General features: G+C 50.4%; 18 protein-coding genes and 1 pseudogene. 10 read left to right on the plus strand and 9 right to left on the minus strand.

All coding sequences use genetic code 11. The features are described from left to right. Nucleotides 1-350: 350 nt before the first annotated feature. Nucleotides 351-1,280: a LysR family transcriptional regulator gene (locus ACLPHM_RS13790; protein ID WP_430221800.1), complete on the plus strand. Its 930-nt coding sequence runs from the start codon at nt 351-353 to the stop codon at nt 1,278-1,280. Between the two features lie 117 nt (nt 1,281-1,397). Further along, a complete protein-coding gene (locus tag ACLPHM_RS13795; protein ID WP_430221801.1) occupies nt 1,398-1,859 on the plus strand; it encodes a Smg family protein in 462 nt (153 codons plus the stop codon). Here ACLPHM_RS13795 and ACLPHM_RS13800 read toward each other — a convergent pair. Next, complete coding sequence (locus ACLPHM_RS13800; protein ID WP_430221802.1) at nt 1,856-4,480, minus strand: GDYXXLXY domain-containing protein; 2,625 nt, start codon at nt 4,478-4,480, stop codon at nt 1,856-1,858. The genes ACLPHM_RS13795 and ACLPHM_RS13800 overlap by 4 nt on opposite strands. Nucleotides 4,481-4,636: 156 nt before the next feature. On the opposite strand from ACLPHM_RS13800, the gene ACLPHM_RS13805 reads away from it, so the two are divergent. Both ACLPHM_RS13805 and ACLPHM_RS13810 read left to right on the plus strand, forming a co-directional pair. Next, nucleotides 4,637-7,201 (plus strand): DNA topoisomerase III, encoded by a 2,565-nt coding sequence (locus ACLPHM_RS13805; RefSeq protein WP_430221803.1) that lies wholly within the window; start codon nt 4,637-4,639, stop codon nt 7,199-7,201. Next, nucleotides 7,198-7,695 (plus strand): annotated as a pseudogene (locus ACLPHM_RS13810) (SET domain-containing protein); the annotation flags it as partial. The gene ACLPHM_RS13805 and the pseudogene ACLPHM_RS13810, both read left to right, overlap by 4 nt. A gap of 157 nt (nt 7,696-7,852) precedes the next feature. Here the strand turns inward: ACLPHM_RS13810 and ACLPHM_RS13815 are convergent. The 4 genes from ACLPHM_RS13815 to ACLPHM_RS13830 form a co-directional block, all read right to left on the minus strand. Beyond that, nucleotides 7,853-8,587 (minus strand): amino acid ABC transporter ATP-binding protein, encoded by a 735-nt coding sequence (locus tag ACLPHM_RS13815; RefSeq protein ID WP_430221804.1) that lies wholly within the window; start codon nt 8,585-8,587, stop codon nt 7,853-7,855. 63 nt (nt 8,588-8,650) lie between these two features. Then, nucleotides 8,651-9,295, minus strand: a complete 645-nt coding sequence (locus ACLPHM_RS13820) for an amino acid ABC transporter permease (RefSeq protein WP_430221805.1) — start codon at nt 9,293-9,295, stop codon at nt 8,651-8,653. Further along, a complete protein-coding gene (locus tag ACLPHM_RS13825) occupies nt 9,295-9,966 on the minus strand; it encodes an amino acid ABC transporter permease (protein WP_430221806.1) in 672 nt (223 codons plus the stop codon). Before ACLPHM_RS13825 ends, ACLPHM_RS13820 begins: the two co-directional genes overlap by 1 nt. Before the next feature lie 59 nt (nt 9,967-10,025). Continuing rightward, nucleotides 10,026-10,826 carry a transporter substrate-binding domain-containing protein gene (locus tag ACLPHM_RS13830; protein ID WP_430221807.1) on the minus strand — a complete coding sequence of 267 codons (801 nt, stop codon included), beginning with the start codon at nt 10,824-10,826 and terminating at the stop codon, nt 10,026-10,028. Between the two features lie 274 nt (nt 10,827-11,100). Here ACLPHM_RS13830 and ACLPHM_RS13835 point away from each other — a divergent pair, with 274 nt between their 5' ends. Next, entirely contained in the window at nt 11,101-11,916 is an 816-nt protein-coding gene (locus ACLPHM_RS13835; RefSeq protein ID WP_430221808.1) for an IclR family transcriptional regulator, read from the plus strand. A gap of 8 nt (nt 11,917-11,924) precedes the next feature. Beyond that, entirely contained in the window at nt 11,925-12,833 is a 909-nt protein-coding gene (locus ACLPHM_RS13840; protein WP_430221809.1) for an AEC family transporter, read from the plus strand. Here the strand turns inward: ACLPHM_RS13840 and ggt are convergent. Next, the gene (ggt, locus tag ACLPHM_RS13845; RefSeq protein ID WP_430221810.1) at nt 12,830-14,596 is read right to left on the minus strand and encodes a gamma-glutamyltransferase; all 1,767 of its coding nucleotides are present in this window, start codon (nt 14,594-14,596) and stop codon (nt 12,830-12,832) included. The two genes, ACLPHM_RS13840 and ggt, sit on opposite strands and share 4 nt — an antisense overlap. 21 nt (nt 14,597-14,617) lie before the next feature. Next, on the minus strand, nt 14,618-16,111 hold the full coding sequence (locus ACLPHM_RS13850) for an AMP nucleosidase (RefSeq protein ID WP_430221811.1): 1,494 nt from the start codon (nt 16,109-16,111) through the stop codon (nt 14,618-14,620). A gap of 449 nt (nt 16,112-16,560) precedes the next feature. On the opposite strand from ACLPHM_RS13850, the gene ACLPHM_RS13855 reads away from it, so the two are divergent. From ACLPHM_RS13855 to ACLPHM_RS13865, 3 genes are all read left to right on the plus strand, one after another. Further along, nucleotides 16,561-18,723, plus strand: a complete 2,163-nt coding sequence (locus ACLPHM_RS13855) for a malate synthase G (RefSeq protein WP_430221812.1) — start codon at nt 16,561-16,563, stop codon at nt 18,721-18,723. 216 nt (nt 18,724-18,939) lie between these two features. Next, nucleotides 18,940-19,896 carry an SdiA-regulated domain-containing protein gene (locus tag ACLPHM_RS13860; protein WP_430221813.1) on the plus strand — a complete coding sequence of 319 codons (957 nt, stop codon included), beginning with the start codon at nt 18,940-18,942 and terminating at the stop codon, nt 19,894-19,896. A 171-nt stretch (nt 19,897-20,067) separates the two neighbouring features. Next, entirely contained in the window at nt 20,068-20,556 is a 489-nt protein-coding gene (locus tag ACLPHM_RS13865) for a hypothetical protein (protein ID WP_430221814.1), read from the plus strand. Here ACLPHM_RS13865 and ACLPHM_RS13870 read toward each other — a convergent pair. Then, entirely contained in the window at nt 20,546-21,313 is a 768-nt protein-coding gene (locus ACLPHM_RS13870; protein WP_430221815.1) for a FadR/GntR family transcriptional regulator, read from the minus strand. The genes ACLPHM_RS13865 and ACLPHM_RS13870 overlap by 11 nt on opposite strands. 292 nt (nt 21,314-21,605) lie before the next feature. Between ACLPHM_RS13870 and ACLPHM_RS13875 the strand changes: the two genes are divergently transcribed. Beyond that, on the plus strand, nt 21,606-23,102 hold the full coding sequence (locus tag ACLPHM_RS13875) for a nucleobase:cation symporter-2 family protein (protein ID WP_430221816.1): 1,497 nt from the start codon (nt 21,606-21,608) through the stop codon (nt 23,100-23,102). Between the two features lie 110 nt (nt 23,103-23,212). Here ACLPHM_RS13875 and ACLPHM_RS13880 read toward each other — a convergent pair whose 3' ends face one another. Then, nucleotides 23,213-24,640 (minus strand): NAD-dependent succinate-semialdehyde dehydrogenase, encoded by a 1,428-nt coding sequence (locus ACLPHM_RS13880; RefSeq protein WP_430221817.1) that lies wholly within the window; start codon nt 24,638-24,640, stop codon nt 23,213-23,215. Nucleotides 24,641-24,709: the final 69 nt, after the last annotated feature.

Raw genomic sequence — 24,709 nt, forward strand, 5'->3', positions numbered from 1 at the left:
TAATGATTCCTTTCATTTCCAATAATTAAGGGGACTCTGTGCGATACATCCCAGAACACTCAATAGGTTCTTTCTAATCAAGAATAAGAATCACTATAGAATTTGCATGAAGTGCAGAAAAGTGAGTTTATCGGAATCCATCAATGCTTTTTTTGCACGACTGAAATCAGAACTTCACTCTACCCTTTCTTGCGTGTAGCCTACTACTTCACACGGGATGAATGCTCTTTGGCTTTGTATCGCTGCATCCATGGCTACACTTTAAGTCAACCAAAAAAACAGATAAACCAGACAAAAAGACATACACTATTTCAAAAAACGAAATAATAAATTTTTGCTACAGGTAATTTATGAGCCGTTTACTCGCTATGCACGTGTTCGAACGCGTGGCAAATGAGGGTGGTTTTGCTGCTGCAGCACGCTCGCTCAATATGTCCCCCTCGGCCGTCACCCGTCATGTGGCCGAGCTTGAAAGCCATCTAGGAACACGGTTATTCCAACGCACTACCCGCCGCGTTCACTTAACCGATGCGGGTGAGGTGTATCTCGCCCGTATACAGCACATTCTGCAAGACATTGAAGAAGCCGATGCCCAAGTCAGTGCCCACACCAATGCACTGGCTGGCAGGCTACGTGTCTATGCGCCCCCTGCCTTGTCGTATCACGTCATCGCCCCCGTTTTGGGCGACTTTTGTTTGGCCTACCCCGACATACGCGTAGAAATCCAAGTTGGCGCCGAATACGCACTGCCTATTGAAGACTTTGACATCACCCTGTTGGGCAATAGCGTGCAAGAAAACGCCAACATCGTGGCGCGAAAAATTGTGCAATCGGAAGTTATTTTGGTGGCTTCACCCGACTACGCCGCCCGTCACCCATTGCCGCAACACCCTACAGAATTATCCCAACATCGCTGTTTGCGTCTGCGCGACTCTGATCGCTTGGAAAACTGGATCTTCCGTCATCCTGAAAAGCCCGATGAACGACTGAGCCTCCCCGTAGACCCTGTGATTGTTGCCAATCACACCGACACGCTACTGAGGGCAACTTTAAATGGTGTGGGCATTACTTCAGTGGTATTGAGCTTGGCTGCGCCGTACTTAAACCGTGGCGAATTAGTGCGTGTGCTGCACCCTTGGAGCGCCGGTGAGATCAACATGTATGCCGCGTTGCCGAGCCGTAAACACATACCGCAACGCTCCCTCGTTTTCTTGGATTATCTGATTAACCACACTAGACAACAACATGCGGCGGCCAAAGCCAACTGTACTGCCTGCTAAACGCCACTTTTCACGCCTAATGCTATTTGCCCCCACCCAAAATTCAGCGTAAAGTGGCTACTAGGTTTTTCGCTTCTTTCGTTTAGCGCTTCCTATTTCTGTACGGCACTACGCTTTATGTTCGATATTCTTGTCTATCTGTTTGAAAACTATTACAACCCACAGGCCTGTCCTAAAGCTGAAGTGTTAGCACACAAGCTGGCCGCTATCGGGTTTGAGGACGATGAAATCAACGATGCATTGAGCTGGTTACACGGTTTGCACGAGTCTTCTGCTCAGCACCAGCCAGTGCAGGCGTTGCATCATCAGCAAAGCCTGCGCGTCTACACTGACTTAGAGTACGAGTTTTTAGGTCAGGAAGCTTTGGGCTTCATCAGCTTTTTAGAGCAATCCGGCGCGTTGCCGCCTACATTGCGCGAGATCATTATCGAGCGCGCTATGGCTATAGATGAATCACCTATAGCCTTAGAAAAAATCAAAATCATCACATTGATCGTGCTCTGGAGCAACGACGCCGAAGTCGAGCACCTGATCTTTGAAGAGTTGGTCACCGACGACGGCGACCGCCTCTACCACTAATCCTCAGCCGCTACGACTTTCCCCTGCTCATCCAGCATATGTTTGAGCAGTGGAATACCATTTTCTACGCGGAATTCAGCAAACTTCGCAGGCTCAAAGACAGAAGCTTGGCCTTCTTTGAAGAACCAGGCATCGGTACCGGGAGCCCACTGGCCATTCTTACGCACTAAGCGTAACAGCACCCAATCTGGTTGCACGGCTACGTCCACGATCTGGCTTTGATTGCTACCGTCTTCTAGTTCTACGTAACGATGCTGATAGGCTTTGTCTGCATCACGTGAGCTTTGCAATGCTTGTAGCTCCCACGCAATCTCACCCGTTTTCGGTGGCGACAACCACGCCCATACGGTAGAACCATCACTCTCGTAGGCATCCATATCACCTTGCTGTATGCCACGATTCAATCTATCGGCTTCTCGGGTCACTTGGAAATCCAGTGACATGTAATCGCCTTGCATCAATGAGCGCGGGTCTACCGGTGCCAATGCCAACACCACCACCTTGCCATCCGACAAAATGCGCTCTTTGTTCCAGATGTTGTAATTCGCTAAACCCAGCACCAACAGCAAGCCCACCGCAATCACAGGGCCGGGACGCAAGTACTTCATACCTTTAGGCGTGGGGGTAGTGGCCTCTGTATCGGTCAAGGCCGCTAAGGACTTCAGCGTCCCTCGGAACAACAACGTATAGACCAATAGCACCACAGCGCTACACGCCAGTAATAACGCTTTTTGATTCAGACTGATATCGAAGTCGTAATACAGTTTTCCTAGCGCAACAAAGAGCGCGAGCAGCATCACCACAAACAACAGGCGACTACGCCATGCATACGCCACCAGCAACCACGCCAAGGTCAACGAGATAGTCGGTGCACCCGCCCACGTGATAGACAGCAACACACACACTGCCACACCTACCGCTGTGACCACCGACCACCCCTTCTGGCGTTGCAACGCTACAGCCAACACCACAGCGGGTAAGGGGAAGAGTAACCAACTGGGTATCCATGACCCCAATGCCCACTCTGACAAGGTTTCACCAAACATCAACACGGGTGGCATCAACCCTATGCCCAGCAAGCTAGCGACCAAACCTGCCCACATCGCAGGTGCCCAGTAACGATAGCGCTCTGGCGTTTGGTGTGCTCTAACGCCAATCACCAAACTCAACACCACCACGGCAAACACCTGCCATTGCATAAAGGGAGTTAACCAGGGGAACTCGTAATAGTAGCTCGTCACCAAACCATGAAAATTCAGCCACAAGAAAGCGCTGATAATCGTCCACGCTGCTGCCAACAACCGCACTAACCAGACCGGTGATAAGGCATATAACACCACACCGAGGACGACTTGCAGCATGGGGTAGATCGTATTTTCTTGCTCTACCTGCATCACCCATTCCACACCGCTGAACACGAGGCCAACGATCACCAATAGGGCTGGAATGTCTTGCAAACCTTCTTCGCCGGCTTGGCGCGATAACCACAAGCCGCCCCCGACGAAACACAGCATTACCCAGAAAGAATATTTGAAAATTTCGGCGTCAGTAAGCAGCGTTAACGTCACCAGTATTAGGGCACTGCCCAACAATACGGCGCCCAAACGCAACAAACGCAAAAACCATGGCGGTGACGCTGTATCGGTATGCGCAGGTACGGCATCGCCTTGTTGTTCGGTTGCCGCTACCGCCCGCGCTGTATGCTGACGCCACTGCTGAAACAAGTCTTTAGCCAGCAGAATGGCAAGAGCGATTTCTACAATCGTGAAGAAGAACCATGCGGCAACATCATCACTACCCAGACGAATAAAGAACAGTATCAACGCCGCCAAAAAAGCGCCGTATACAAAGCTCAGGCTGACTTGATCAGGACAACGCTGTCGGTAGTACCACGCCATTACCACCATCGCAACTGATGCCCCTAACCAATAGCGTAAGAAGCCATCTTCCCACTCTATTAGGCCACCCATGACCAAATAGAACAGCGCAACACTGCTCACCGCTGCCAACAAGCGGGGCACTACCCTAAACGGATCACGTAAATAGTGCTGACACATCTCGGACAACACTAATAAACACAAATTGAGCACGACAACGATCAGCGTCACCGCCAAGGGGCCTTCTACCCACCAATACATCCGGCTCCACATGTTCAGTGCGTTAAACCCTAGCAGTATGCCTGCTACGTTCACAATCACTATCCACAGCACAGCTAAGATAATAGAGCGCAGCCCCACTAGCCATGGCGTAATGGTCAGTGCCCACACGGCAAAAAGCTGCCATGGGTCAGCACCCGTTTGATAGATTTGGCCTAACAATGCCCATAGCCCACCCACGGCCACAGCAGATAGCCCCATCAAAAGTGGCACAGGGGAGTATTCGGGCCACCAGCCGTGGCCACGTTTGTGTAATACCCACGCCAACCCGGCCGTCAGCACTACAACACCTTGCACCAACGCAATGCGTATGGTTTTGCTTAACTCTGACCAGTTCGCTGCAATCACACTGATCAGCGCACTGCATAATAGTAAGATGGCTAATGCCAGTGAGGCCCGCAATAAAAACCTAGGCCAAACAGGCATACCGAATGTGGCAGATACTGGGGATTTAGTGTTAGACATAGTTCCGAGTGTGGATAATTTTTTTCTGCTATCGTACAGTAGCAAACAATGTTGCGCATACAAAAATGGTAAGGCCTTGTGGCTGGAACTTGCGTATACGGGGCTCAACCCGTAATATCCGCGCTATTGCTGCGGGCACGCTGTCATTGGAAATACATGAATAAAACACTCATCATTGCTGAAAAACCCTCTGTTGCTTTGGATATTTCCAGAGCGTTAGGTGGGTTTACCCGTGAAGGGGACTACTTCGAAAGTGAACAATACGTACTCTCGTCCAGTATTGGTCACTTGCTGGGCTTAGTCGCGCCCAACGACCCTAAACGTGGCAAATGGAGTTTTACTCATCTGCCAGTTATTCCTGAAAAGTTCGAGTTGGATGTAGCCGATAAGCGCTCGGCGGAACGACTCAAACTCTTGGTCAAACTGCTAAAACGTAAAGATGTAGACCGCATTATCAATGCCTGTGATGCGGGGCGTGAGGGTGAACTGATCTTCCGCTACATTGTGCAATACGCGAAAGTAAACAAACCTATACAACGTTTGTGGTTACGCTCCATGACTCAGGCCGCGATACGCGAAGCCTTTGAGAATCTGCGTGACGACGACGAAATGAAACCGCTTGAAGCCGCTGCCCGTGCCCGTGCCGAGGCAGACTGGCTAGTCGGTATCAATGGCACACGTGCCATGACGGCCTTCAACAGCAAAGACGGTGGCTTCTTTAAAACACCCGTAGGCCGTGTGCAAACCCCTACGTTGGCTATCGTGCATGCACGTGAAGAAGCCATTCGCAAATTCGTCTCCCGCGACTACTGGGAAGTACACGCCACGTTTGTGGCAGGTGCTGGCCTGTATAACGGTAGATGGTTTGATCCCGAATTCAAGAAAGACGAAAAAGACCCAGAGAAGCGTGACTCACGTCTCTGGTCTGAAACAGCCGCCAAAACGATCGTAGTGGCTTGCGACGGCAAACCCGGCATTGTGAGTGAAGAGTCCAAACCTTCTACTCAGCAATCACCTGCTCTGTTTGACTTGACCACACTGCAACGTGAGGCTAACTCTCGCTTTGGCTTCTCGGCAAAGACCACACTGGCGCTAGCTCAAACACTGTACGAACGCCATAAAGCGCTTACCTACCCACGTACTGACTCTCGCTATCTGCCTGAAGACTACGTGGCCACTGTGAAAGACACCATGCGCGCGTTGGCTGACTCGCAAAGCTCTGCTAGCGCTTCGGTGCAGCCTTTTGCGCGCCAAGTGGTAGAACAGCAGTGGGTGAAACCTAGCCGCCGTGTCTTTGACAACAAAAAGGTTTCTGATCACTTTGCGATCATTCCTACGTTACAAGTGCCACGCGAGCTCAGCGATGCCGAGTTCAAAATCTACGAACTGGTCACACGACGCTTCTTGGCGATTTTCTTCCCAGCAGCCGAGTTCCGAGTCACCACACGTATTACTAAAGTCTCTGGCAACCACTTCAAGACCGAAGGTAAGGTACTGATCAACCCCGGTTGGTTGGCAATTTACGGTCGTGAAGCACAAGGCGAAGACGACAACCTCGTTGCTGTACAGCCTAACGAAGAAGTACTCACTGAAGACATTGAAGCGCGCGGCTTGGCCACTAAACCGCCTGCACGCTTTACTGAGGCTACCTTGCTGTCCGCCATGGAAGGCGCAGGCAAGCTGATTGACGACGAGTCCCTACGCGATGCCATGTCCGAGCGTGGTCTGGGTACGCCAGCCACTCGCGCCTCGATTATTGAGGGCCTGCTGAACGAAGGTTACTTGCGCCGTGAAGGCCGCGAGCTGGTGCCTAGCGCCAAAGCCCGTCAGTTGATGACCCTGTTATCCGGGCTGGATGTCAGCGAATTGACCTCACCTGAGCTCACGGGTGAGTGGGAATTCCGCCTCAAGCAAATAGAACAAGGCCAAGAAGGCCCCGAGGCCTTCCTGACCAAAATCGCGCAGATGACACAAATCATCGTGAAGCGCGCCAAAGAATACGAACGCGATACGGTGCCAGGTGATTACGCCACCTTGCAAACCCCCTGCCCTAAATGTGGCAGCGTCGTGAAAGAGAACTACCGCCGTTTTGCTTGCACCAGTTGCGACTTCTCGTTCGGCAAGCACCCTAGCGGACGCACCTTTGAGTTGCCTGAAGTAGAAGAACTGCTACAAAAACGTGAAATTGGCCCGTTGACTGGCTTCATCAGCAAAATGGGTCGCCCTTTTGCCGCCATTCTGCGCATCACCGACGAGTTCAAGCTAGAGTTCGACTTTGGCCAGAACGACGAGGAAGACGAAGAAGAAGTCGACTTCTCTGACCAAACACCGGTAGGCGCTTGCCCTAAATGCCAAGCTAACGTGTTTGAGCACGGCATACGTTTTGTGTGCGAGAAAGCCGTAGGCCCTTCACAAACATGTGATTTCCGCAGCAACAAAGTCATTTTGCAGCAAGAAATCTCACGTGAACAAATGCACAAACTGCTCACAGACGGCAAAACTGATTTGCTGGATGGCTTTGTGTCCAACCGCACGAACCGCAAGTTCAAAGCCTTCCTGACACGCGACGCCAAAGGTGCCGTGAGCTTTGAATTCGAGCCTCGTCCTGGTAAAACCGCCGCGAAAAAATCCTCTGCTAAAAAGGCTGCCAAGAAGGCCGCCAAAAAAGCAGCGAAGAAAGTCGCCAAAAAAGCCGCTAAGAAAGTGGCCGCCAACGAATGATCATGTCGATCCTTGAGCCTTGGCACTATGTAAAGCCCTCGTCCTTACACGGGACGGGGGTTTTTGCTGCGCGTGATATTCCTGCTGGCACCAGCATTATGGAATACGAAGGCAAGCACATTAGTAGCCAAGAAGCTGATGAAATGGAGCCATCAGACCCTAACAACCCCTTTCATACCTTCTTCTTCTCGCTATCTTGCGGCAAGATCATAGACGGTGGTGATGGAGGTAACGAGTCGCGCTTCATCAATCACTCCTGCGCCCCCAACTGCGAAGGGCACGAAAACAGCGCGGGCACCCGTGTGTTTATCGTCGCCTTGCGAGACATCGCCAAAGACGAAGAGCTGCTGTATGACTATGCCCTTGTCATTGACGACGACATCACGCCTACACTGCGAAAACAGTACCAGTGCTTATGCAATGCCCCCAATTGTCGGGGCACGATGCTGGCTTTGCCCGACCCTAAAGACAAGCCTAAAACCACCAAATCGGCATTGCACAAAAAGCTGAAAAAGATTCGCCGCGAGCAAAAGAAACTACGCAAGCACATGCGTCAGTTGAATAAAAAACTAGACCGAATCCTCCAACATACAGAAGATCCGGTCTAGTGGTAGCAAGGCGGTTAGTTTTTTATTTATCGCACCATTCCTCTTACAGAATCTGACTGAGGAATGTTTGGGTTTTGGGGTGCTGTGGGTTATCAAAAAAGCGTTGTGGCTCGGCTTCTTCCAGAATTTGCCCATCAGCCATAAAAATCACTTTATCTGCAACGCTGCGCGCAAAGCCCATTTCATGAGTCACACACAGCATGGTCATGCCGTCTTCGGCTAAACCAATCATCGTGTCCAATACCTCTTTCACCATCTCTGGATCTAATGCAGAGGTAGGCTCATCAAACAACATGACTTTGGGGCTCATACACAGTGCTCTGGCAATTGCTACACGCTGTTGCTGACCGCCCGATAGCTGGCTGGGGTATTTATGCGCATGGGCTTTAATACGCACGCGATCTAAGTACTTCAAAGCAATGGCTTCAGCATCAGTTTTAGACATTTTGCGCGCCCGCATCGGTGCCAACATGCAGTTTTCTAGTACCGTTTTGTGGGGGAACAGGTTGAACTGCTGAAACACCATACCCACCTCACGACGAATCGCCTGCACGTGGGCTGGGTTCTGGTCTAACACCATACCATCCACAACGATCTCACCCGATTTAATGGGTTCTAGCGCATTGATGCAACGTATCAACGTGGACTTTCCCGATCCCGATGGTCCACAGATAACGATTTTCTCACCCGGCTGAACTTCCAGATTAATGTCTACCAGTGCATGGTACTCGCCATACCACTTGTCGACATTGCGCATGGTAATAATAGGTTTAGACATGACTCACTTCTACTCAATATTCATGATCAGAACAACGCACGGCGTAATGACGTGGCCCTAGGCTTAGCTGACTTTCAGCTTGCGCTCCAAACGGCTGGCATACAGTGATAACGGCCAACACAGAATGAAGTAAATCAAGGCAACCAGACCAAACACAATCATGGGCTGGAAGGTCGCGTTATTCACAATTTGTCCTGCACGGGTTAACTCGGTAAACCCGATAATTGCCGTCAACGATGTAGCCTTGATGATCTGCACCAAGTAGCCAACAGTAGGTGGAATAGCAATTTTTAGCGCTTGCGGTAAGACCACGTCGCGCATCTTTTGGGCGTAGCTTAAACCCAGCGCTTCAGCCGCCTCGCTTTGCCCTTGCGGAACAGCCTGTATACAACCACGCCAAATTTCTGCCAAAAACGCGGCACTATTCAAAATCAACGCAATGGCTGCGGCATACCACACCCCAATTTCCAACCCAAGCACCGGTAAACCAAAGAACACCAAGAACAACTGCAACAGCAAAGGAGTACCGCGGAAAAACTCGATAAATACCCTCATGGATTGGCTCAGCCAACAGCGCTCTGACACCCTACCCAACGCCACGGCCAGCCCTAATATCCCACCCCCTATAAACGCGATGAGAGATAGCCAGATCGTCCATTGCGCGGCCTGGACAATAAACCAGAAATCTTCTATTCCAAATGTACGCATTATTTACGGTCCGGATAGTCAAGCAGGTACTTGTAAATGATGGAAAACAAGCCTGAAAACAGTAAGGTCAGCAGCAAATAAATCACTGTTACTGTGATGTAGATCTCAAAGCTGCGGAAGGTTAACGACTGCAGCCCTGTTGCCACCGACGTTAAGTCATCGGCAGAAATTACCGACACCACACTAGAGGCCAACATCAAGTAAATAAACTGGCTGGTCAACGCTGGATAAATCGCTTTTAAAGCAGGACGCAAAATAATGTGTAAAAACACTTCTACGCCCGACAAACTCAGCGCCCTGCCTGCTTCAACTTGGCCCTTGGGAATAGACTCAATCCCCGCACGCACAATCTCACTGGCATAAGCACCCAAGTTCACGGTCATGGCCACCAACGCTGCCGTATGCGCACTCCACTTCACGCCCACAGAGGGTAGAGCAAAGAAAAATACAAACAGCTGAATGATGAAAGGTGTATTGCGAATAACCTCAATGTAGGCATTCACCAAGAAACGCAGAAACGCATTGCCGTTAATTTTGATACTGGCGCAAATCACCGCCACGATCAGCCCAAAAAACATAGACAATGCTGACAGCTGAATAGTGACCCATGTCCCTTTTAGTAGCAGCGGCCACGCTTCCAGAACAGGATCAAACTGAAAAACGTAATTCATAGCAACTTCCAGACACTGGCGAAGGGGTTACCCCGCTTCGCCAAGCGCTTAGCAATACATTAATTTGATGCAGCGTGTACAGAGGCGGGCAAGGGAGTACCCAACCATTTCTCAAACGCTTTATCCAACGAACCATCGGCCAGTTTCTCTTTCAAGAAGGCATTCACAGCTGCTTCCAGCTCTGGACGATCTTTTTGCATGGTTACACCCATGACCTGCTCGTTAATCACGTAACGGACTTCAAATTTTCCTGGGTGACGTTTTTGCACTTCTGAAGCAATCACTGTCGATGTACCCGCCAAATCTACTTGACCTACGATCATGGCTTGCAAAGCAGACGCATCATCATCAAAACGGCGGATATCAGTGCCTTCAGGGGCAATTTTCATCACACCAATGTCGGTAGTACTGGCGCGTGGCACACCAATTTTGTATTTAGTGAAATCAGCCGGGCTATCTACCACGATGTCCGCTGGCCCCAACAACACCATACTGGCTGCAGAGTATGGGTTTGAGAATTGCACCTGCTCTTGACGCTCAGGAGTAATCGCCAACGATGCCACTAATACATCGGCTTTGTCGGTCAGCAAGTAGGGAATGCGGTTTGGGCCTGTAGTAATCACTGGCTCCACTTTCACACCCAAGTAATCTGCCAGCATTTGTGCCACTTCAGCATCATAGCCATCGGGCTTATTACCCGCACCGGAACTCGCGTACGGAGGGAAATCCAACATCAAACCAATTTTGATTGTGCCTCGGTCTTTAATGCGTTGCAGGCTTTGGTCTTCCTGCGCATGCGCCGTTCCAGTTAGGCCAATCATTAACGAAATACCCAGTGCTACACATACTTTTTTCAACATTGTCTTCTCCACAGTCCGTAAGAGGTATTACTTCATTTTCTGCATCCCACATGTCTGTAGGATGCATTGACGAAACGGCTATAGGCATAGTAATTTCATCAACGAAAAAACTTTTTGTATGTAATTTTTTTGATGCAGACTATCAAAAAAAAAATTCGTGATCTACACCGCATGGCTAGGTAAAACCCTATCTTTTGAGATTCAGAGCATAATCCCGAGGTTTTCCTCTCACATACGAAAAAAACTTTTTATTGATAAAAAATACAAGAACAACATGAGCCAATCCTCGACTACCCACGACTACAGCACCACCCAACGCTATCAAGCTCCTGCGTTGGATAAAGGACTGGATATACTGGAAGTGCTTAGCCAAACCCCGCACGGCTATACGTTGAGCGAACTAAGCCAAGCTCTGAACCGAGGCGTGAATGAAATTTTTAGAATGGTCAGTACACTGCATCAACGTGGCTACATACAAATCAACGAAAGCGACCGCTATATCCTGACGCTGAAATTATTCGAGCTCTCGCACCAACAAGAGCCCGCAAAAAGCCTAATCAAAGAAGCCCTGCCCTTATTGGCAGAGCTGGCTGAGCGCAGCATGCAATCGTGTCACCTAGCGCTATACCAAAATGGTAGAGTGATCATCGTGGCGCAACAAGACAGCCCTGAACGCTGGTCATTTGGGTTAAAAATGGGGGCGCTGATAGGTCTGACCGATACCTCCTCGGGTCATGTACTGTTGGCCTTTGCCGATGAAGTTACACGGGTACGCATGCTGAATCATCACATACGCATTGATGGTGAGAACCAAATGGATCCGGGTCAGCTGTTTGATTTACTACACACCATACGCCAGCAAGGCTATGCCACCATGCCTAGTGCTCAAATTGATGGTGTAACCAACATTGCCATGCCAGTATTAGGCTTAGAAAACAAAGTCTTAGCCGCTATTAATGTGCCCCACGTGTCTCGCATTGATGGCCTACGACGCCCTGATGCACAACAAATTGCCAGCATTTTGTCTGATGTCAGTCTGCGCCTATCGCATCGTATGGGCTATAGTGGCCCCCATTGTTACACTCCCTGAGCAGTGCTATGCCTGATGTTTTTTCGTTGTATGTATCCGCACTTAGTTCTATTGCCCCCTTGGTTATGTGTGGTGGTATAGGGTTTATGTGGGGTAAAAGTACGCTCAGATTCGACATTGCTTTTATCTCCACACTGGTCACACTAGTGGGCGTACCCGCGTTGATTTTCCATACGCTTTACACCACAGCAATTGACACTGAAGCCTTGCTGGATATTGGCTTGTCTACCGTTGTAGCGCTGGTGGTAACCGCCATACTGTGTGCTGCCACCCTTAAAGCTTTTAAGATGTCTGTGCGGGCAAATATGCAGTTGGTCACCTTTCCTAACTCGGGAAATTTAGGTCTGCCACTGTCTACACTGGCCTTTGGCCCCATAGGCTTGTCTGCTGCTTTGGTCTTTTTTGCGATTTGCACCTTCCTACACAACACAGTAGGCGTGCGTACCCTCACTGACAAACAAAGCGGCAGCAAAAGCACACAATTCATTGTGATCGGTGCAGCGCTAATCGCCATCCTTGCTAAAAGTTTGTCTGTTCCAGTACCTGAATGGACATTAGATGGCTTAGGCCTAATAGGCAGTATTACTGTCCCGCTGATGCTGTTTAGCTTGGGTTATTCACTGGCCAATATTTCGTCAGAAGGCATGCAAAGTGGCAGTTTTATGGCTGTCTTGCGTTTGGCTGCAGGCTGCATAGGCGCTGTGCTCGCCTGCTGGTTACTGGGTACGCCGGGCTTACTGGCCGCCATTATTATTCTGCAAATGACGATGCCCTGCGCCGTACTGAGCTACATGTATGTGTCGCACTTCCAGCCCGACCAAAAACACATCGCGGCCAGTGCGGTACTGGTGTCTACGGTAATTTTCTTGCTGGCCTCACCGCTCTTTATTGCCGCCTTGCAGCACTTCTACCTTTAATCCGCCAGCACCAAACCCTCGCGCCTAGGGTCTGCACCACCGTATAAGCCATTTTTGGTGATGACAATACCTTGCAAGCCACTGGTGAAGGGCAAGACATTCACGTTATGGCCCTTGGCGCGTAACGCATCGGCCACATCCACTACTGCTGTGCCTTCTTCCAACTCTGTCGCGCCATTACGGCTACCGTAGTGAGGCAACGCGATGGCGGCTTGTATATCCAACCCCCAATCCAATACCCCTACCAAGGTTTGTGCCACGTAGTTGATGATGGCACTACCACCTGGTGATCCTGTAATCAGATACGGCTCTCCTGCCTCAAACACCATCACGGGTGCCATGCTACTGCGTGGCCGCTTACCCGCTTCTACGCGGTTTGCAACAGGCCTGCCCTGTGCGTCAGTAGGCAAGCTAGAGAAATCCGTCAATTGATTATTCAACAAGAAACCGCGCACCAATATTTTGCTGCCAAAGGCGGCTTCTACACTGGTGGTCATGGTCACTAAGTTGCCAAAAGCATCTGCCGCCACCAAGTGGCTGGTAGAGGGAAGCTCATACGCATGGTCTTTACCTAAGCTGGCTAACAACGCCATAGGATCGCCCGGCTCAGCCTTGCCCATGCTGGAGTCAGGTTGTATCAACGCGCTGCGCTGTCGCAGGTAGGCAGGGCTTAATAGCCCTTTGACAGGAATACCCACATACGCAGGATCCGCCACATAGAAATCACGATCGGCATAGGCCAATCGGCCCGCTTCCGAGAAATAATGCACAGCCTCTACACTCTGTGGCGCAAAGTGCTGCATGGGAAACTGCTGTAGCACCCCTAATAGCTGCAGCACAGTCAGCCCGCCAGAGCTAGGCGGCGGCATACCGCATACGGTATAGCGGCGATACGGCCCACATAAAGGCGCACGCTCTACGGCAACATAGCTTTGCAAATCAGCGAGGCTTAAGTCACCTGGTTTTGGGTGATTTCTCACCGAACTCACCATATCTTCGGCGATTTCCCCTTCATAAAACGTCTGTACACCATCTTGGGCAATGCGTGTCAGGGTATCGGCCAACGCTAGATTTTTCAGCCTATGACCTACAGGCCAAGGCTGACCCTGCGCATCCAGAAAATAAGCGGCCGCCGCAGGTTGCTCACGCAGCGCCTGTTGATTATCCGTAATCAAGGTATGCAAGCGTGGGCTCACACTAAAGCCCTCTGTCGCCAGCTGTATCGCCGGTTCAAATAAGGTCGCCCACGGTAAACGGCCATACTGTTGATGCGCCATTTCCAGCGCACGCAACACACCTGGCGTGCCAACGGACAATCCGCTGTTTACAGCCTGTGTATAAGATAAAGGTTGGCCTTGCTGCAAGAAACGATCAGGCATCGCCAACGCAGGCGCTGTTTCACGCCCGTCATAGCTTTGAAGTTGCGCTTCTGCTCCGTCGTAGTGCAGTAAAAATGCGCCCCCTCCTATGCCTGACGACTGCGGCTCTACCAGCGTCAGCATAGCTTGGGCGGCAATAATGGCATCTATCGCACTACCACCCTGCTCTAACATGGCGTAACCCGCCTGTGTCGCCAGAGGATTAGCCGTCGCGAACATCTGGCGCTGCCCGTGCACCAGTTGCTGTGTAGTGCGTGCGCTGGCTGCCTCAGGCGCAGTATCTGCCGCCGTTAACGTAGTGGAAGGCTGTGTGGCACACCCTAGCAATGTTGCAGTCGCTATCACTAGCGCCATCACACGCCATGGTTGATTGTTAGCCTTCATCACTACTCCTTAACGCGCAGATTATTGGAATGCCGTCTCCAAGAAGCTGCGCAGTTTACGTGAATGTAAACGCTCACTCGGCATTTCTCGCACCATCTCTAAAGCACGTATACCAATGTGCAAATGCTGGCCTACTTGCTTACTGTAGAACGCATTGGCCATACCCGGCAGCTTTAATTCACCATGCAACGGCTTATCGGATACGCATAACAAAGTGCCATAGGGGATACGGAATCTAAAGCCATTTGCTGAAATAGTGGCGGACTCCATGTCCAACGCTATCGCACGCGACTGCGATAACTTCAATACAGGCTCATGGTGGTCGCGCAGTTCCCAGTTACGGTTATCAATGGACGCCACCGTACCCGTGCGCATAATGCGTTTTAACTCCCACCCCGACAAACCAGCAACCTCGGCTACCGCTTGCTCCAGTGGGACTTGAATTTCGGCCAGCGGGGGAATAGGTACCCACAACGGTAAGTCGTCATCCAACACCTTGTCTTGGCGCACATAACCGTGTGCCAACACATAATCGCCCAAACGCTGTGAGGTGCGTAGCCCAGCACAATGCCCTAACATCAGCCATGCTGACGGACGCAGCACCGCTACGTGGTCAGTAATGGTTTTAGCGTTAGACGGCCCCACGCCAATGTTGATTAAGGTGATGCCAGTATGGTCGTCACGCATTAAGTGATACGACGGCATTTGCGGCTGACGTGACGCATGTGCGCCTTCGACGACGCCACCGGCACGGGTAATGCGGTTGCCCGGCTCTACCAGCGCGGTATAACCGCTATTAGGATCATCCAACGTAGACTGCGCCCATTTGCAGAACTCATCCACATAGAACTGGTAGTTGGTGAACAGTACAAATTTCTGGAAATACTCAGGGCGCGTCGCGGTGTAATGCTGCAAACGGTGCAACGAGTAATCAATACGCGGCGCCGTAAACGGCGCTAATGGCAACTCCTCGCCGGGTTTACCTACCCATGTGCCATTCACAATGGCATCGTCCATCACCTCTAAATCTGGCACGTCAAAGTGGTCACGCAGGGTATGCGCAGACGACTCGGGGTACACCGCTTGTACCGAGTTCTCGCCGGCCAAGCAGAAATGCAGCGGTATGGGTTGTTCGGATTCGGCGATTTCTACGGGCACACCGTGATTCTTCAGCAGTAAGCGTATCTGCTCACGCAAGTAATCAAAATACAGTTCAGGTCTAGTTACCGTCGTGGCATACGCACCAGGCTCAACCACGTAACCGTAAGCCAAGCGACTATCTACCTCTTGGAAGGTGTCTACTCGTATGCGTATTTGAGGATAGCAAGCACGGTATCGCACCCCTTGGGTGAAGCCCTGCGCCATGCACATTCTGAATTGTTCGCGTATGAATGCCGTGTTGCGTCTATAGATTTCGACCAATCGCCATACGGCTGCCTCGGCATCCCAAAACTCTTCAGCCCCGATGACTGGGGGGGTAACCACTTTTACATCGTATTGCACAGATTCACGCATGATGTCCACAGCCTCAAACAAAATTCCAGTGTATACAGGATTTATGACAATAGAGAAAACCCCGGTCTTTTAGGTATGTACGGGCTTTCCCCTATAAAAACATTCTAATACTAGGTATAGTCTTATATAACACTGGAAGGTCTTATATAAGACCGAAGACATCACTGCCATGTCATCCTATGCAAGTCACTGTATTTATTGGTAAAATGTGAGAATTCACGCTTTATGAAGAAATGGATTCGTTCAGGGCAACTTCCATTTTTCCGCGTTGATCGGGCTATTTCCTCCGCTCATCAGTCAATACTTATAGTATTGAGTGTTCTTACCAGAAGTACATTCAGAGCCAGTGCTCTGAGTTTCTATCCCTATTTTCGTGCCCTGCAGCGACCTTCCTGCCCGGGACTACCCTCCCGGCTTCAGCAACCTCTTAACCTTACGCAAAGGCAATCATGACCAAACGAATCACATGTGAAAGACTGCAGATTGCAGAAGCACTGCACCAATTCATCGAAAACGAAGCCTTGCCCGGCACAGGCTTGGATTCCAAAACATTCTGGCAAGGCGTAGATAAACTGGTGCACGATTTGGCACCACGCAACCGCGAATTGCTGGCTGAACGTGACCGTCTGCAAGCTGAGCTAGACACATGGCACGGCGCCAACCCAGGCCCTATCAAAGATATGGCCGCTTACAAGACATTCTTGAAGCAAATTGGTTACCTGAAAGACGTTCCTGCTTCCGTGAAAGTGAACACCACTAACGTGGACACTGAAATCACCGAGCAAGGCGGTCCTCAGTTGGTTGTACCTATCATGAACGCTCGCTACGCACTGAACGCTGTGAACGCTCGTTGGGGCAGCCTGTACAACGCACTGTACGGTACAGATGCTATTTCCAACGACGGCGGTGCCGAAGCTGGTAAAGGCTACAACCCTGTACGCGGTGCCAAAGTAATCGCTTTCGCACGCAAATTCCTGAACGACACTATTCCTCTGAACCAAGGCTCTCACACTGACGCTACTCAGTACGCCATTGTGAACGGTGCACTGGAAGTCACACTGAAAGACGGCAGCAAAGCAACATTGGCTGATGCCTCTACATTGATGGGCTACCGTGGCGACGCCGCTAATCCAGAAGCCATCGTATTCGGTCACAACGGTCTGCGCTTCGAGCTGCAAATCGATCGTAACGATGCAATCGGTAAAGACGACGCAGCCGGCGTAAAAGACGTACTGCTGGAATCCGCACTGACCACCATCATGGACTGCGAAGACTCCGTAGCTGCTGTAGACGCCGAAGACAAAGTACTGGCCTACCGCAACTGGTTGGGTCTGGTAACCGGCACACTGACTGAAGAAATCAGCAAAGATGGCCGCACCTTCACACGTAAGCTGAACGCTGACCGTGACTACACCGACCTGCAAGGCAAAGCACAAACGCTGCCAGGCCGCTCCATGATGTTCGTGCGTAACGTTGGTCACTTGATGACCAACCCCGCCATTTTGGACGAAAAAGGTAACGAAGTACCAGAAGGCATCATGGATGCTATCTTCACTAACCTGATCGCTATGCGTGATCTGAAGTTGAAGAAAAACTCCCGCACTGGCTCCATCTACATCGTGAAGCCAAAAATGCACGGTCCTGCCGAAGTTGCTTTCGCCAACGAACTGTTTGCTCGCGTTGAAGACGTACTGGGCGTGCCACGCAACACCATCAAAATGGGTGTAATGGACGAAGAGCGCCGCACTACCGTTAACCTGAAAGCGTGTATTGATGCAGCTAACGAGCGTGTAGTGTTCATCAACACTGGTTTCTTGGACCGCACTGGCGACGAAATCCACACCATCATGCGTGCGGGCCCTGTTGTACGCAAAGGCGACATGAAAACCCAGAAATGGTTGTCCGCTTACGAGCGCAACAACGTTCAAACTGGCTTGGAATGCGGTCTGCGCGGTCGTGCTCAAATCGGTAAAGGGATGTGGGCTATGCCTGACCTGATGGCCGATATGCTGGTACAAAAGATTGGTCACCTGAAAGCCGGTGGTAACACCGCTTGGGTTCCTTCCCCAACTGCTGCCACGCTGCACGCTCTGCACTACCACCAAGTCAGCGTGGATGACATCCAGAAAGGCATGGAAGGCCAGAAAGTTGAGGTTCTGGACGACATCCTGACTATTCCTGTTGCAGAAGACACCAACTGGTCTGCTGAAGAAATCCAGCAAGAATTGGACAACAACACCCAAGGTATTCTGGGTTACGTTGTACGTTGGATTGACCAAGGTGTGGGTTGCTCCAAAGTGCCTGATATCCACAACGTAGGCTTGATGGAAGACCGCGCCACACTGCGTATTTCCAGCCAGCATATCGCTAACTGGATGCTGCACGGTATTGTGACGCCTGAGCAAGTAGACGCCACACTGCAACGCATGGCTGCGGTCGTAGACAAGCAAAACGCTGGCGACGCACTGTACCGCAACATGGCAGGTAACTTTGAAACCTCCAAAGCGTACAAAGCCGCACGCGACTTGATCTTCAAAGGTCTGGAACAGCCTAACGGCTACACCGAGCCTCTGCTGCATCAATGGCGTTTGGCGCTGAAAGCTGAAGGCTAATTGCTTTACTGCTTTGCCATACAAAACGGGCTGCCTTTGGGTAGCCCGTTTTTTTTTATTGCTGTCTGCGTCAGGTGATATACCAAGACCGTTTTTCTCTTGCGTGATACCGCCACTCAAACGCTTAGGTCCTCGTACCAAAGACAGCACGTTTACACAAAAAAAACCCTATAACGCGCAGGCTATAATGCATTCTCACTTTGTTGCAGATGCTTTATGTCTACCCCCGTATCCCCCCAATCGCGTGCTAAACGCTTGCTACTGCGCATTTTATTGATTCTGGCTATCGTGGCTGGCGTCGGCTATTACCTGTATTACGCCATTCGTTATCAACATCTGCACGTACCCGTGTTGAATTGGTTGCAACAACACGAACAAAACGACCAACACTGGAATCAACCTGCACTACACGCCGATTCATTTCCTCTACAAGATTACCGGCTCACGTACTCCCGCAGCATTCCTCAAATTGAGAAAAACCTGTCTGGTCTGACCTATATGGAAGATCACCAGACACTCTTAGCCGTGCTAAACAGGCCGCCCACCATCCTAGAGCTAGATCTACAGGGCAACATTCAAGCCACTTACCCATTGGATGGCATCTCTGACACCGAAGGCATTAGCTATCTAGGTAATGGGCAGGTGGCACTCAGTAACGAGAAACACGGCAGAATCGTCTTGGCACAGTTGCCCGAACAACCGGGTCGCCTAGACCTTAGTCAGGCTCCTACATTGTCTCTAGGCCCTGCTGACAGTGATAACGGTGGTTTAGAAGGGTTAGGCTACGACCACATACGAGATCAGTTGTATGTAGTAAAAGAACATTCACCCAAAGGGCTGTTCCGCTTGCATGGGTTATGTGCCGAAAAGCCCACATGCTCATTCGATAATATACAGATCGAAGATTTAAGCCAGTGGTTAACTACTTTAGATTTTATTCATGACTTCGCTAGCGTAATTGTGGAGCCAGAACGCGGCCATATTATTTTATTAAGTGAACAAAATCAGGCATTACTAGAATTAGATGACCATGGTGAACCTCGCAGCTATAGAGCATTAAATCATCAGCACAATGACCAAAATATTCCGCAAGCAGAGGGTATAACATTGGGCCCAAACGGCCATCTTTATCTGGTTAGCGAGCCAAACTTATTTTATGTTTTTACGCGCTAAATTAGTTCAACATTAAATTAAAAAAACTGCTCAACTACAATAAATTAATTCCCGGCAACGGTAATTTAAATAATGCATCTTCGCCAAAATTAAGATTTAGTTACACGAAAAAAGGACTTTCGCGCTGCTATACTACGGGCTAATTTTTTGCTAATACAGAGAGCACAGAAAATGAAAAAAGTACTACTTATTGCAGCACTGACAATGGGCCTAGCTGGTTGCGAAACCCTAAACTCCGTAACCAAAAGCATTGACGACACATTTGCCAGCGTTAATGACGCAATGGGTGGCGCTCCTATTACGGACACACCAGCTCAAATTTGTGCAGAGATTCGCTCTAACAAAGCACGTGCTACCAACAAGTACATGGGCAAAACCATCGAAACTACTGGCCGCCTGACCTCTATCGAACAAAACTTGGTCGCAAAAAGCATGAGCAGCTTCAACTCCGATGTATGGGGTAGCGCTAAACAGTTCGATGTACGTGTCACCAACGGTCAAACTGAGTTTGTGACATTGATCACCAAACGCCCAACACAACTGGATGCGTTTAATCTGGGCGATTCCGTTACCATTAAAGGTCGTATCGAGAGCGTAGACGGTGGTAACAAAGGCTGCCGTATCGAGCTTGCTTCCGACCCAAGGCTCACTAAAAACTAACTAGCCTACGTTTGGCCCGCGCTTCACGCTGCTGCATTTCGGCTTTTTCAACCAGCACGTCTTGTATGTAGCGTATGTGCCCTTGCGCGGCCAGTAGCGCGTTATCAGCGGATCCTTGCATGATGGCCTCATACAGCGCTTGATGTTGCGCGATGAGGTCATCACGTATGTTTTGCCCCTCTTGTACGCCACCAAAATTGATACGCACCTCGGGCCCTAGCACCTCGTAAGTATTGCGTATGGTATGTAGCAACACCGCATTATGGCTGGCTTCAGCAATCACCAAATGAAAATGCGCATCGGCATCTTGATGCTGCTGCTCGTTCGCGCTATGCGGTTGCTCGTAGTGCTGCTTCAGCACGCTAAATGCCTTGCTCAAGCGCTCTTTATCGGCCTCTGTCGCACGTAAAGCAGCATAGTACGAACACGCCCCCTCAACCATGTGCCGGAATTCCAGTAAATCACGTTGCGCATCGGCATTGGCTAGCAACACGTTTTGCAAGGGATCGCGGAAAATCGCCCCTACTTCGTCGGCAACATAGGTGCCACCGCCGTGCTGCGTTTGTAGCAGCCCCATTGCAACCAAAGAATGTATAGCTTCGCGCACGGAAGGACGGGACACGCCAAAGCTTTCTGCGAGCTCACGCTCGGCAGGTAAACGTTGTCCACGTACCCAAGCCCCCTCAAAAATCAGATTTTTGATTTTCTCTGCAATCTCATCTGACAACCGGGGCCGCTTCATGATTGGTGTATTCATAAAACTGCAATTTCAGGTAACGCTGTTACCTGCCCTCATTTTTTTCATGATTATACGCTGTAGACACAGGGAGTCGGCACACAATACACCGCTTCTCTGGCCTAACAGGGTTTTCCCTCAAATTCCCCAGCCACAGCGCTAAATAGCTGATTTTCTTTAGGGTTTTCCCCTGACTATATACAAAAACAAGAGCTCTATATCTGCTTTGCTGTATAGCCCTACAGACTTTACCCCATTACAGTCATATGCCATACCTGATTATGGTTATCACAAATAAAATGGAGACTGCTACATGGAGACACATGCAAAAGTAGCGCCTGTGGATGAGCTGTTACCACCAGGGAAACTAGGCTTATTAGGCTTACAACACGTACTAGTCATGTACGCCGGTGCGGTTGCTGTACCTCTGATTGTGGGTAGAGCGCTAAACCTTAGCCCTGAAGAAGTATCTTTACTGATAGCCGCCGACTTATTCGTGTGCGGTGTAATCACCATCATACAGTCCTTAGGCGCCACGCAATGGCTAGGTATACGCCTACCTGTCATGATGGGTGTTACCTTTGCTGCCGTTGGCCCTATGGTGTCCATGGCACATGCCAATCCTGGGCACGAGGGGGCCCAACTGCTGTTTGGCACGATTATTGGCGCGGGGATTATCACCGTGCTTATTGCGCCTATAGTCAGTAGGCTCTTACGTTTCTTCCCGCCTGTAGTGACTGGCACCATCATCACCATGATTGGTATCACCTTGATGCGTGTGGGGATCAACTGGATCTTTGGTAACCCTGTAGGGCCTACCGCGCCACAAATCGTAGACCCCAATCACATCGCATGGCTGCAAGCAGTGCAACAAGCCGCCGCACCGGGTTCGGCATTGCCGCCCCCACCCGATGGTCTAGTGCTTGCCGCATCCGTACCTAACCCACGCTACGCTGCCATGCCAGCCCTGAGCATCTCGGCTATCGTGCTGCTATCCATTTTGCTGATTGCCAAATTCTGCCGTGGCTTTATGGCTAACGTAGCAGTATTGATGGGCATTATCATCGGCGCCATTGTGGCTACCGCCATTGGCATGATGACCTATGAGAAGGTCGCCGCTGCACCGTGGGTGGATATTGTGCTGCCTTTCCACTTCGGCATGCCTAAATTCAACCTGCTCTACATCATGACAATGACATTAGTCATGATTGTGGTGCTGATCGAATCCACGGGTATGTTCTTGGCCTTGAGTGACATGACAGGCAAGAAGATTACCCAACGCGAATTGGCAGCCGGTCTACGTACAGATGGTTTGGGTACTATTGTGGGCGGTATTTTTAACACCTTCCCGTACTCCAGCTTCTCGCAAAACGTAGGCTTGGTGGCTGTCACCGGTATTCGTAGCCGTTTTGTATGTGTGGCCGCGGGTGTGATTCTGATTATCTTAGGCTTGCTACCAAAAATTGCTGCCTTGGTTGAATCGCTACCTACTGCCGTACTCGGCGGTGCCGGTATCGTGATGTTTGGTATGGTGACTGCTACAGGTATTCGTATCTTGTCGCAGGTGAATTACACCAGCAACCGTAACAACGCGATGATTGTGGCGATTTCAATTGGCTTTGGCATGATCCCACTGGTGGCTCCGCATTTCAAACAATGGATGCCTGAAAGCTTAGGTCCACTGATTGAGTCCGGTATTTTGCTGACCTCCATTTGTGCAGTAGCGTTGAACCTGTTCTTTAACGGTGCCAACAAAGACACACAACTGAGCGCAGACCCTGACGCCCCAGCCGTGGATGCCCATATCTAAAGTACCCCTACAGTTGCCCGCACACGCAGGCAACTGTATAGCTCACACAGAAAGCACAACGCCCACAGGAGTCATCCTTGTGGGCGTTGTGTTGTGTAGCGTGTAATGCCTTAGATTTGTGTCACAAACTTAGTCACCAGATACCCGTCAAAGGTTTCTGTACCGCCTTCGCTACCGATACCACTGTCTTTCACACCGCCAAATGGTGTTTCTGGCAGGGCACTACCGAAGTGGTTAATGTTGACCATACCCGACTCAATGCCTGTCGCTGCCAAATGCGCCGTGTGCAGGGAGTTCGTGAAGACGTAAGACGACAAACCAAAGGGCAAGTGGTTGGCTTTACGGATCACGTCATCCGTATCCGAGAATGGCACCACTGGTACTACAGGGCCGAAAGGCTCTTCGGTCATCAACATAGAGTCGTCGCTCAAACCTGTAATCACGGTAGGCGGGAAGAAGTTACCAATACCTTCCAGTTTTTCGCCACCCAGTACCACTTTACCGCCGTGCTGTACGGCGTCTTCCACGAAACGCGCCATGCGTGGCACGCTACGCTGGTTAGCCAGAGGCCCCATCTGCGTGTCTGCATCTAAACCATTGCCCACACGTACTTGTTTCAGCGCATCAACAAACTCAGCCAAGAAACGGTCGTACACGTTTTTATGTACGTAAAAACGGGTAGGCGATACACACACCTGACCGGCATTACGCACTTTAAAGTTAGCCAACTGTTTAGCAGCACGATCTACATCAGCATCTTCAAACACCAGCACTGGAGAATGGCCACCCAATTCCATGGTGGAGCGCTTCATATGTGCGCCGGCCAACGCAGCCAATTGTTTACCCACTGCCACCGAACCTGTGAAGGAGATCTTGCGCACTATAGATGAGCGGATCAGGTAGTCGGAAATAAACGGTGGATCACCCCAAACAATGTTCAGCACGCCTGGAGGCAAACCGGCATCGTGGAAGGCTTTAGCAATTGCCATCACAGCGCTAGGTGCTGTTTCTGGGCCTTTCAAAATGATGGTACAACCCGCACCAATCGCTGCAGAGATTTTGCGGATGGCTTGGTTATACGGGAAGTTCCATGGCGAAAATGCGGCGCAAACACCAATAGGCTCACGCAGAACCATCTGACGCACATCGGGATTACGCGCAGGTACGATACGGCCATAAATACGGCGGCATTCTTCAGCATGCCAGTCAGCATGATCAGCACATGCTACGACTTCACCCACCGCTTCAGCCACAGGCTTACCCATATCTTGCGTAATATTGCGACCAATTTCCTGAGCACGCTCACGTGACAATTGGGCTACTTTACGCAAAATCTCTGAGCGCTGCATGGGAGAGGATTTTTTCCAGCTCTCAAATGCTTTTGCTGAAGATTCCAACGCCAGATCCAAGTCTGCCTTCGTCGCCATAGGCAACTGACCCAGAACCTCTTGTGTGGCCGGATTCACTACCGGCATGGTCTCCCGCCCATCGGCCTCTACAAATTGACCATTGATATATAAAGCCAGCTTTTCGTACATGTTTGTCCCGTTATGCATTAATAAATATTGTGTAATACCGTCACGTGCACGCATTGTTCAATTGTGACT

Origin of the sequence: Paenalcaligenes sp. Me131, assembly GCF_050487225.1 — a bacterium.
Classification (GTDB): domain Bacteria; phylum Pseudomonadota; class Gammaproteobacteria; order Burkholderiales; family Burkholderiaceae_B; genus Paenalcaligenes.

Coding starts and splice junctions, on each gene's coding strand:
- ACLPHM_RS13800 (WP_430221802.1), bottom strand. CDS start 4,480: ATGTCTAACACTAAATCCCCAGTATCTGCCACATTCGGTATGCCTGTT.
- ACLPHM_RS13855 (WP_430221812.1), top strand. CDS start 16,561: ATGACCAAACGAATCACATGTGAAAGACTGCAGATTGCAGAAGCACTG.
- ACLPHM_RS13795 (WP_430221801.1), top strand. CDS start 1,398: ATGTTCGATATTCTTGTCTATCTGTTTGAAAACTATTACAACCCACAG.
- ACLPHM_RS13825 (WP_430221806.1), bottom strand. CDS start 9,966: ATGAATTACGTTTTTCAGTTTGATCCTGTTCTGGAAGCGTGGCCGCTG.
- ACLPHM_RS13875 (WP_430221816.1), top strand. CDS start 21,606: ATGGAGACACATGCAAAAGTAGCGCCTGTGGATGAGCTGTTACCACCA.
- ACLPHM_RS13860 (WP_430221813.1), top strand. CDS start 18,940: ATGTCTACCCCCGTATCCCCCCAATCGCGTGCTAAACGCTTGCTACTG.
- ACLPHM_RS13880 (WP_430221817.1), bottom strand. CDS start 24,640: ATGTACGAAAAGCTGGCTTTATATATCAATGGTCAATTTGTAGAGGCC.
- ACLPHM_RS13865 (WP_430221814.1), top strand. CDS start 20,068: ATGAAAAAAGTACTACTTATTGCAGCACTGACAATGGGCCTAGCTGGT.
- ACLPHM_RS13835 (WP_430221808.1), top strand. CDS start 11,101: ATGAGCCAATCCTCGACTACCCACGACTACAGCACCACCCAACGCTAT.
- ACLPHM_RS13840 (WP_430221809.1), top strand. CDS start 11,925: ATGCCTGATGTTTTTTCGTTGTATGTATCCGCACTTAGTTCTATTGCC.
- ACLPHM_RS13850 (WP_430221811.1), bottom strand. CDS start 16,111: ATGCGTGAATCTGTGCAATACGATGTAAAAGTGGTTACCCCCCCAGTC.
- ACLPHM_RS13870 (WP_430221815.1), bottom strand. CDS start 21,313: ATGAATACACCAATCATGAAGCGGCCCCGGTTGTCAGATGAGATTGCA.
- ACLPHM_RS13790 (WP_430221800.1), top strand. CDS start 351: ATGAGCCGTTTACTCGCTATGCACGTGTTCGAACGCGTGGCAAATGAG.
- ACLPHM_RS13805 (WP_430221803.1), top strand. CDS start 4,637: ATGAATAAAACACTCATCATTGCTGAAAAACCCTCTGTTGCTTTGGAT.
- ACLPHM_RS13820 (WP_430221805.1), bottom strand. CDS start 9,295: ATGCGTACATTTGGAATAGAAGATTTCTGGTTTATTGTCCAGGCCGCG.
- ACLPHM_RS13830 (WP_430221807.1), bottom strand. CDS start 10,826: ATGTTGAAAAAAGTATGTGTAGCACTGGGTATTTCGTTAATGATTGGC.
- ACLPHM_RS13815 (WP_430221804.1), bottom strand. CDS start 8,587: ATGTCTAAACCTATTATTACCATGCGCAATGTCGACAAGTGGTATGGC.
- ggt (WP_430221810.1), bottom strand. CDS start 14,596: ATGAAGGCTAACAATCAACCATGGCGTGTGATGGCGCTAGTGATAGCG.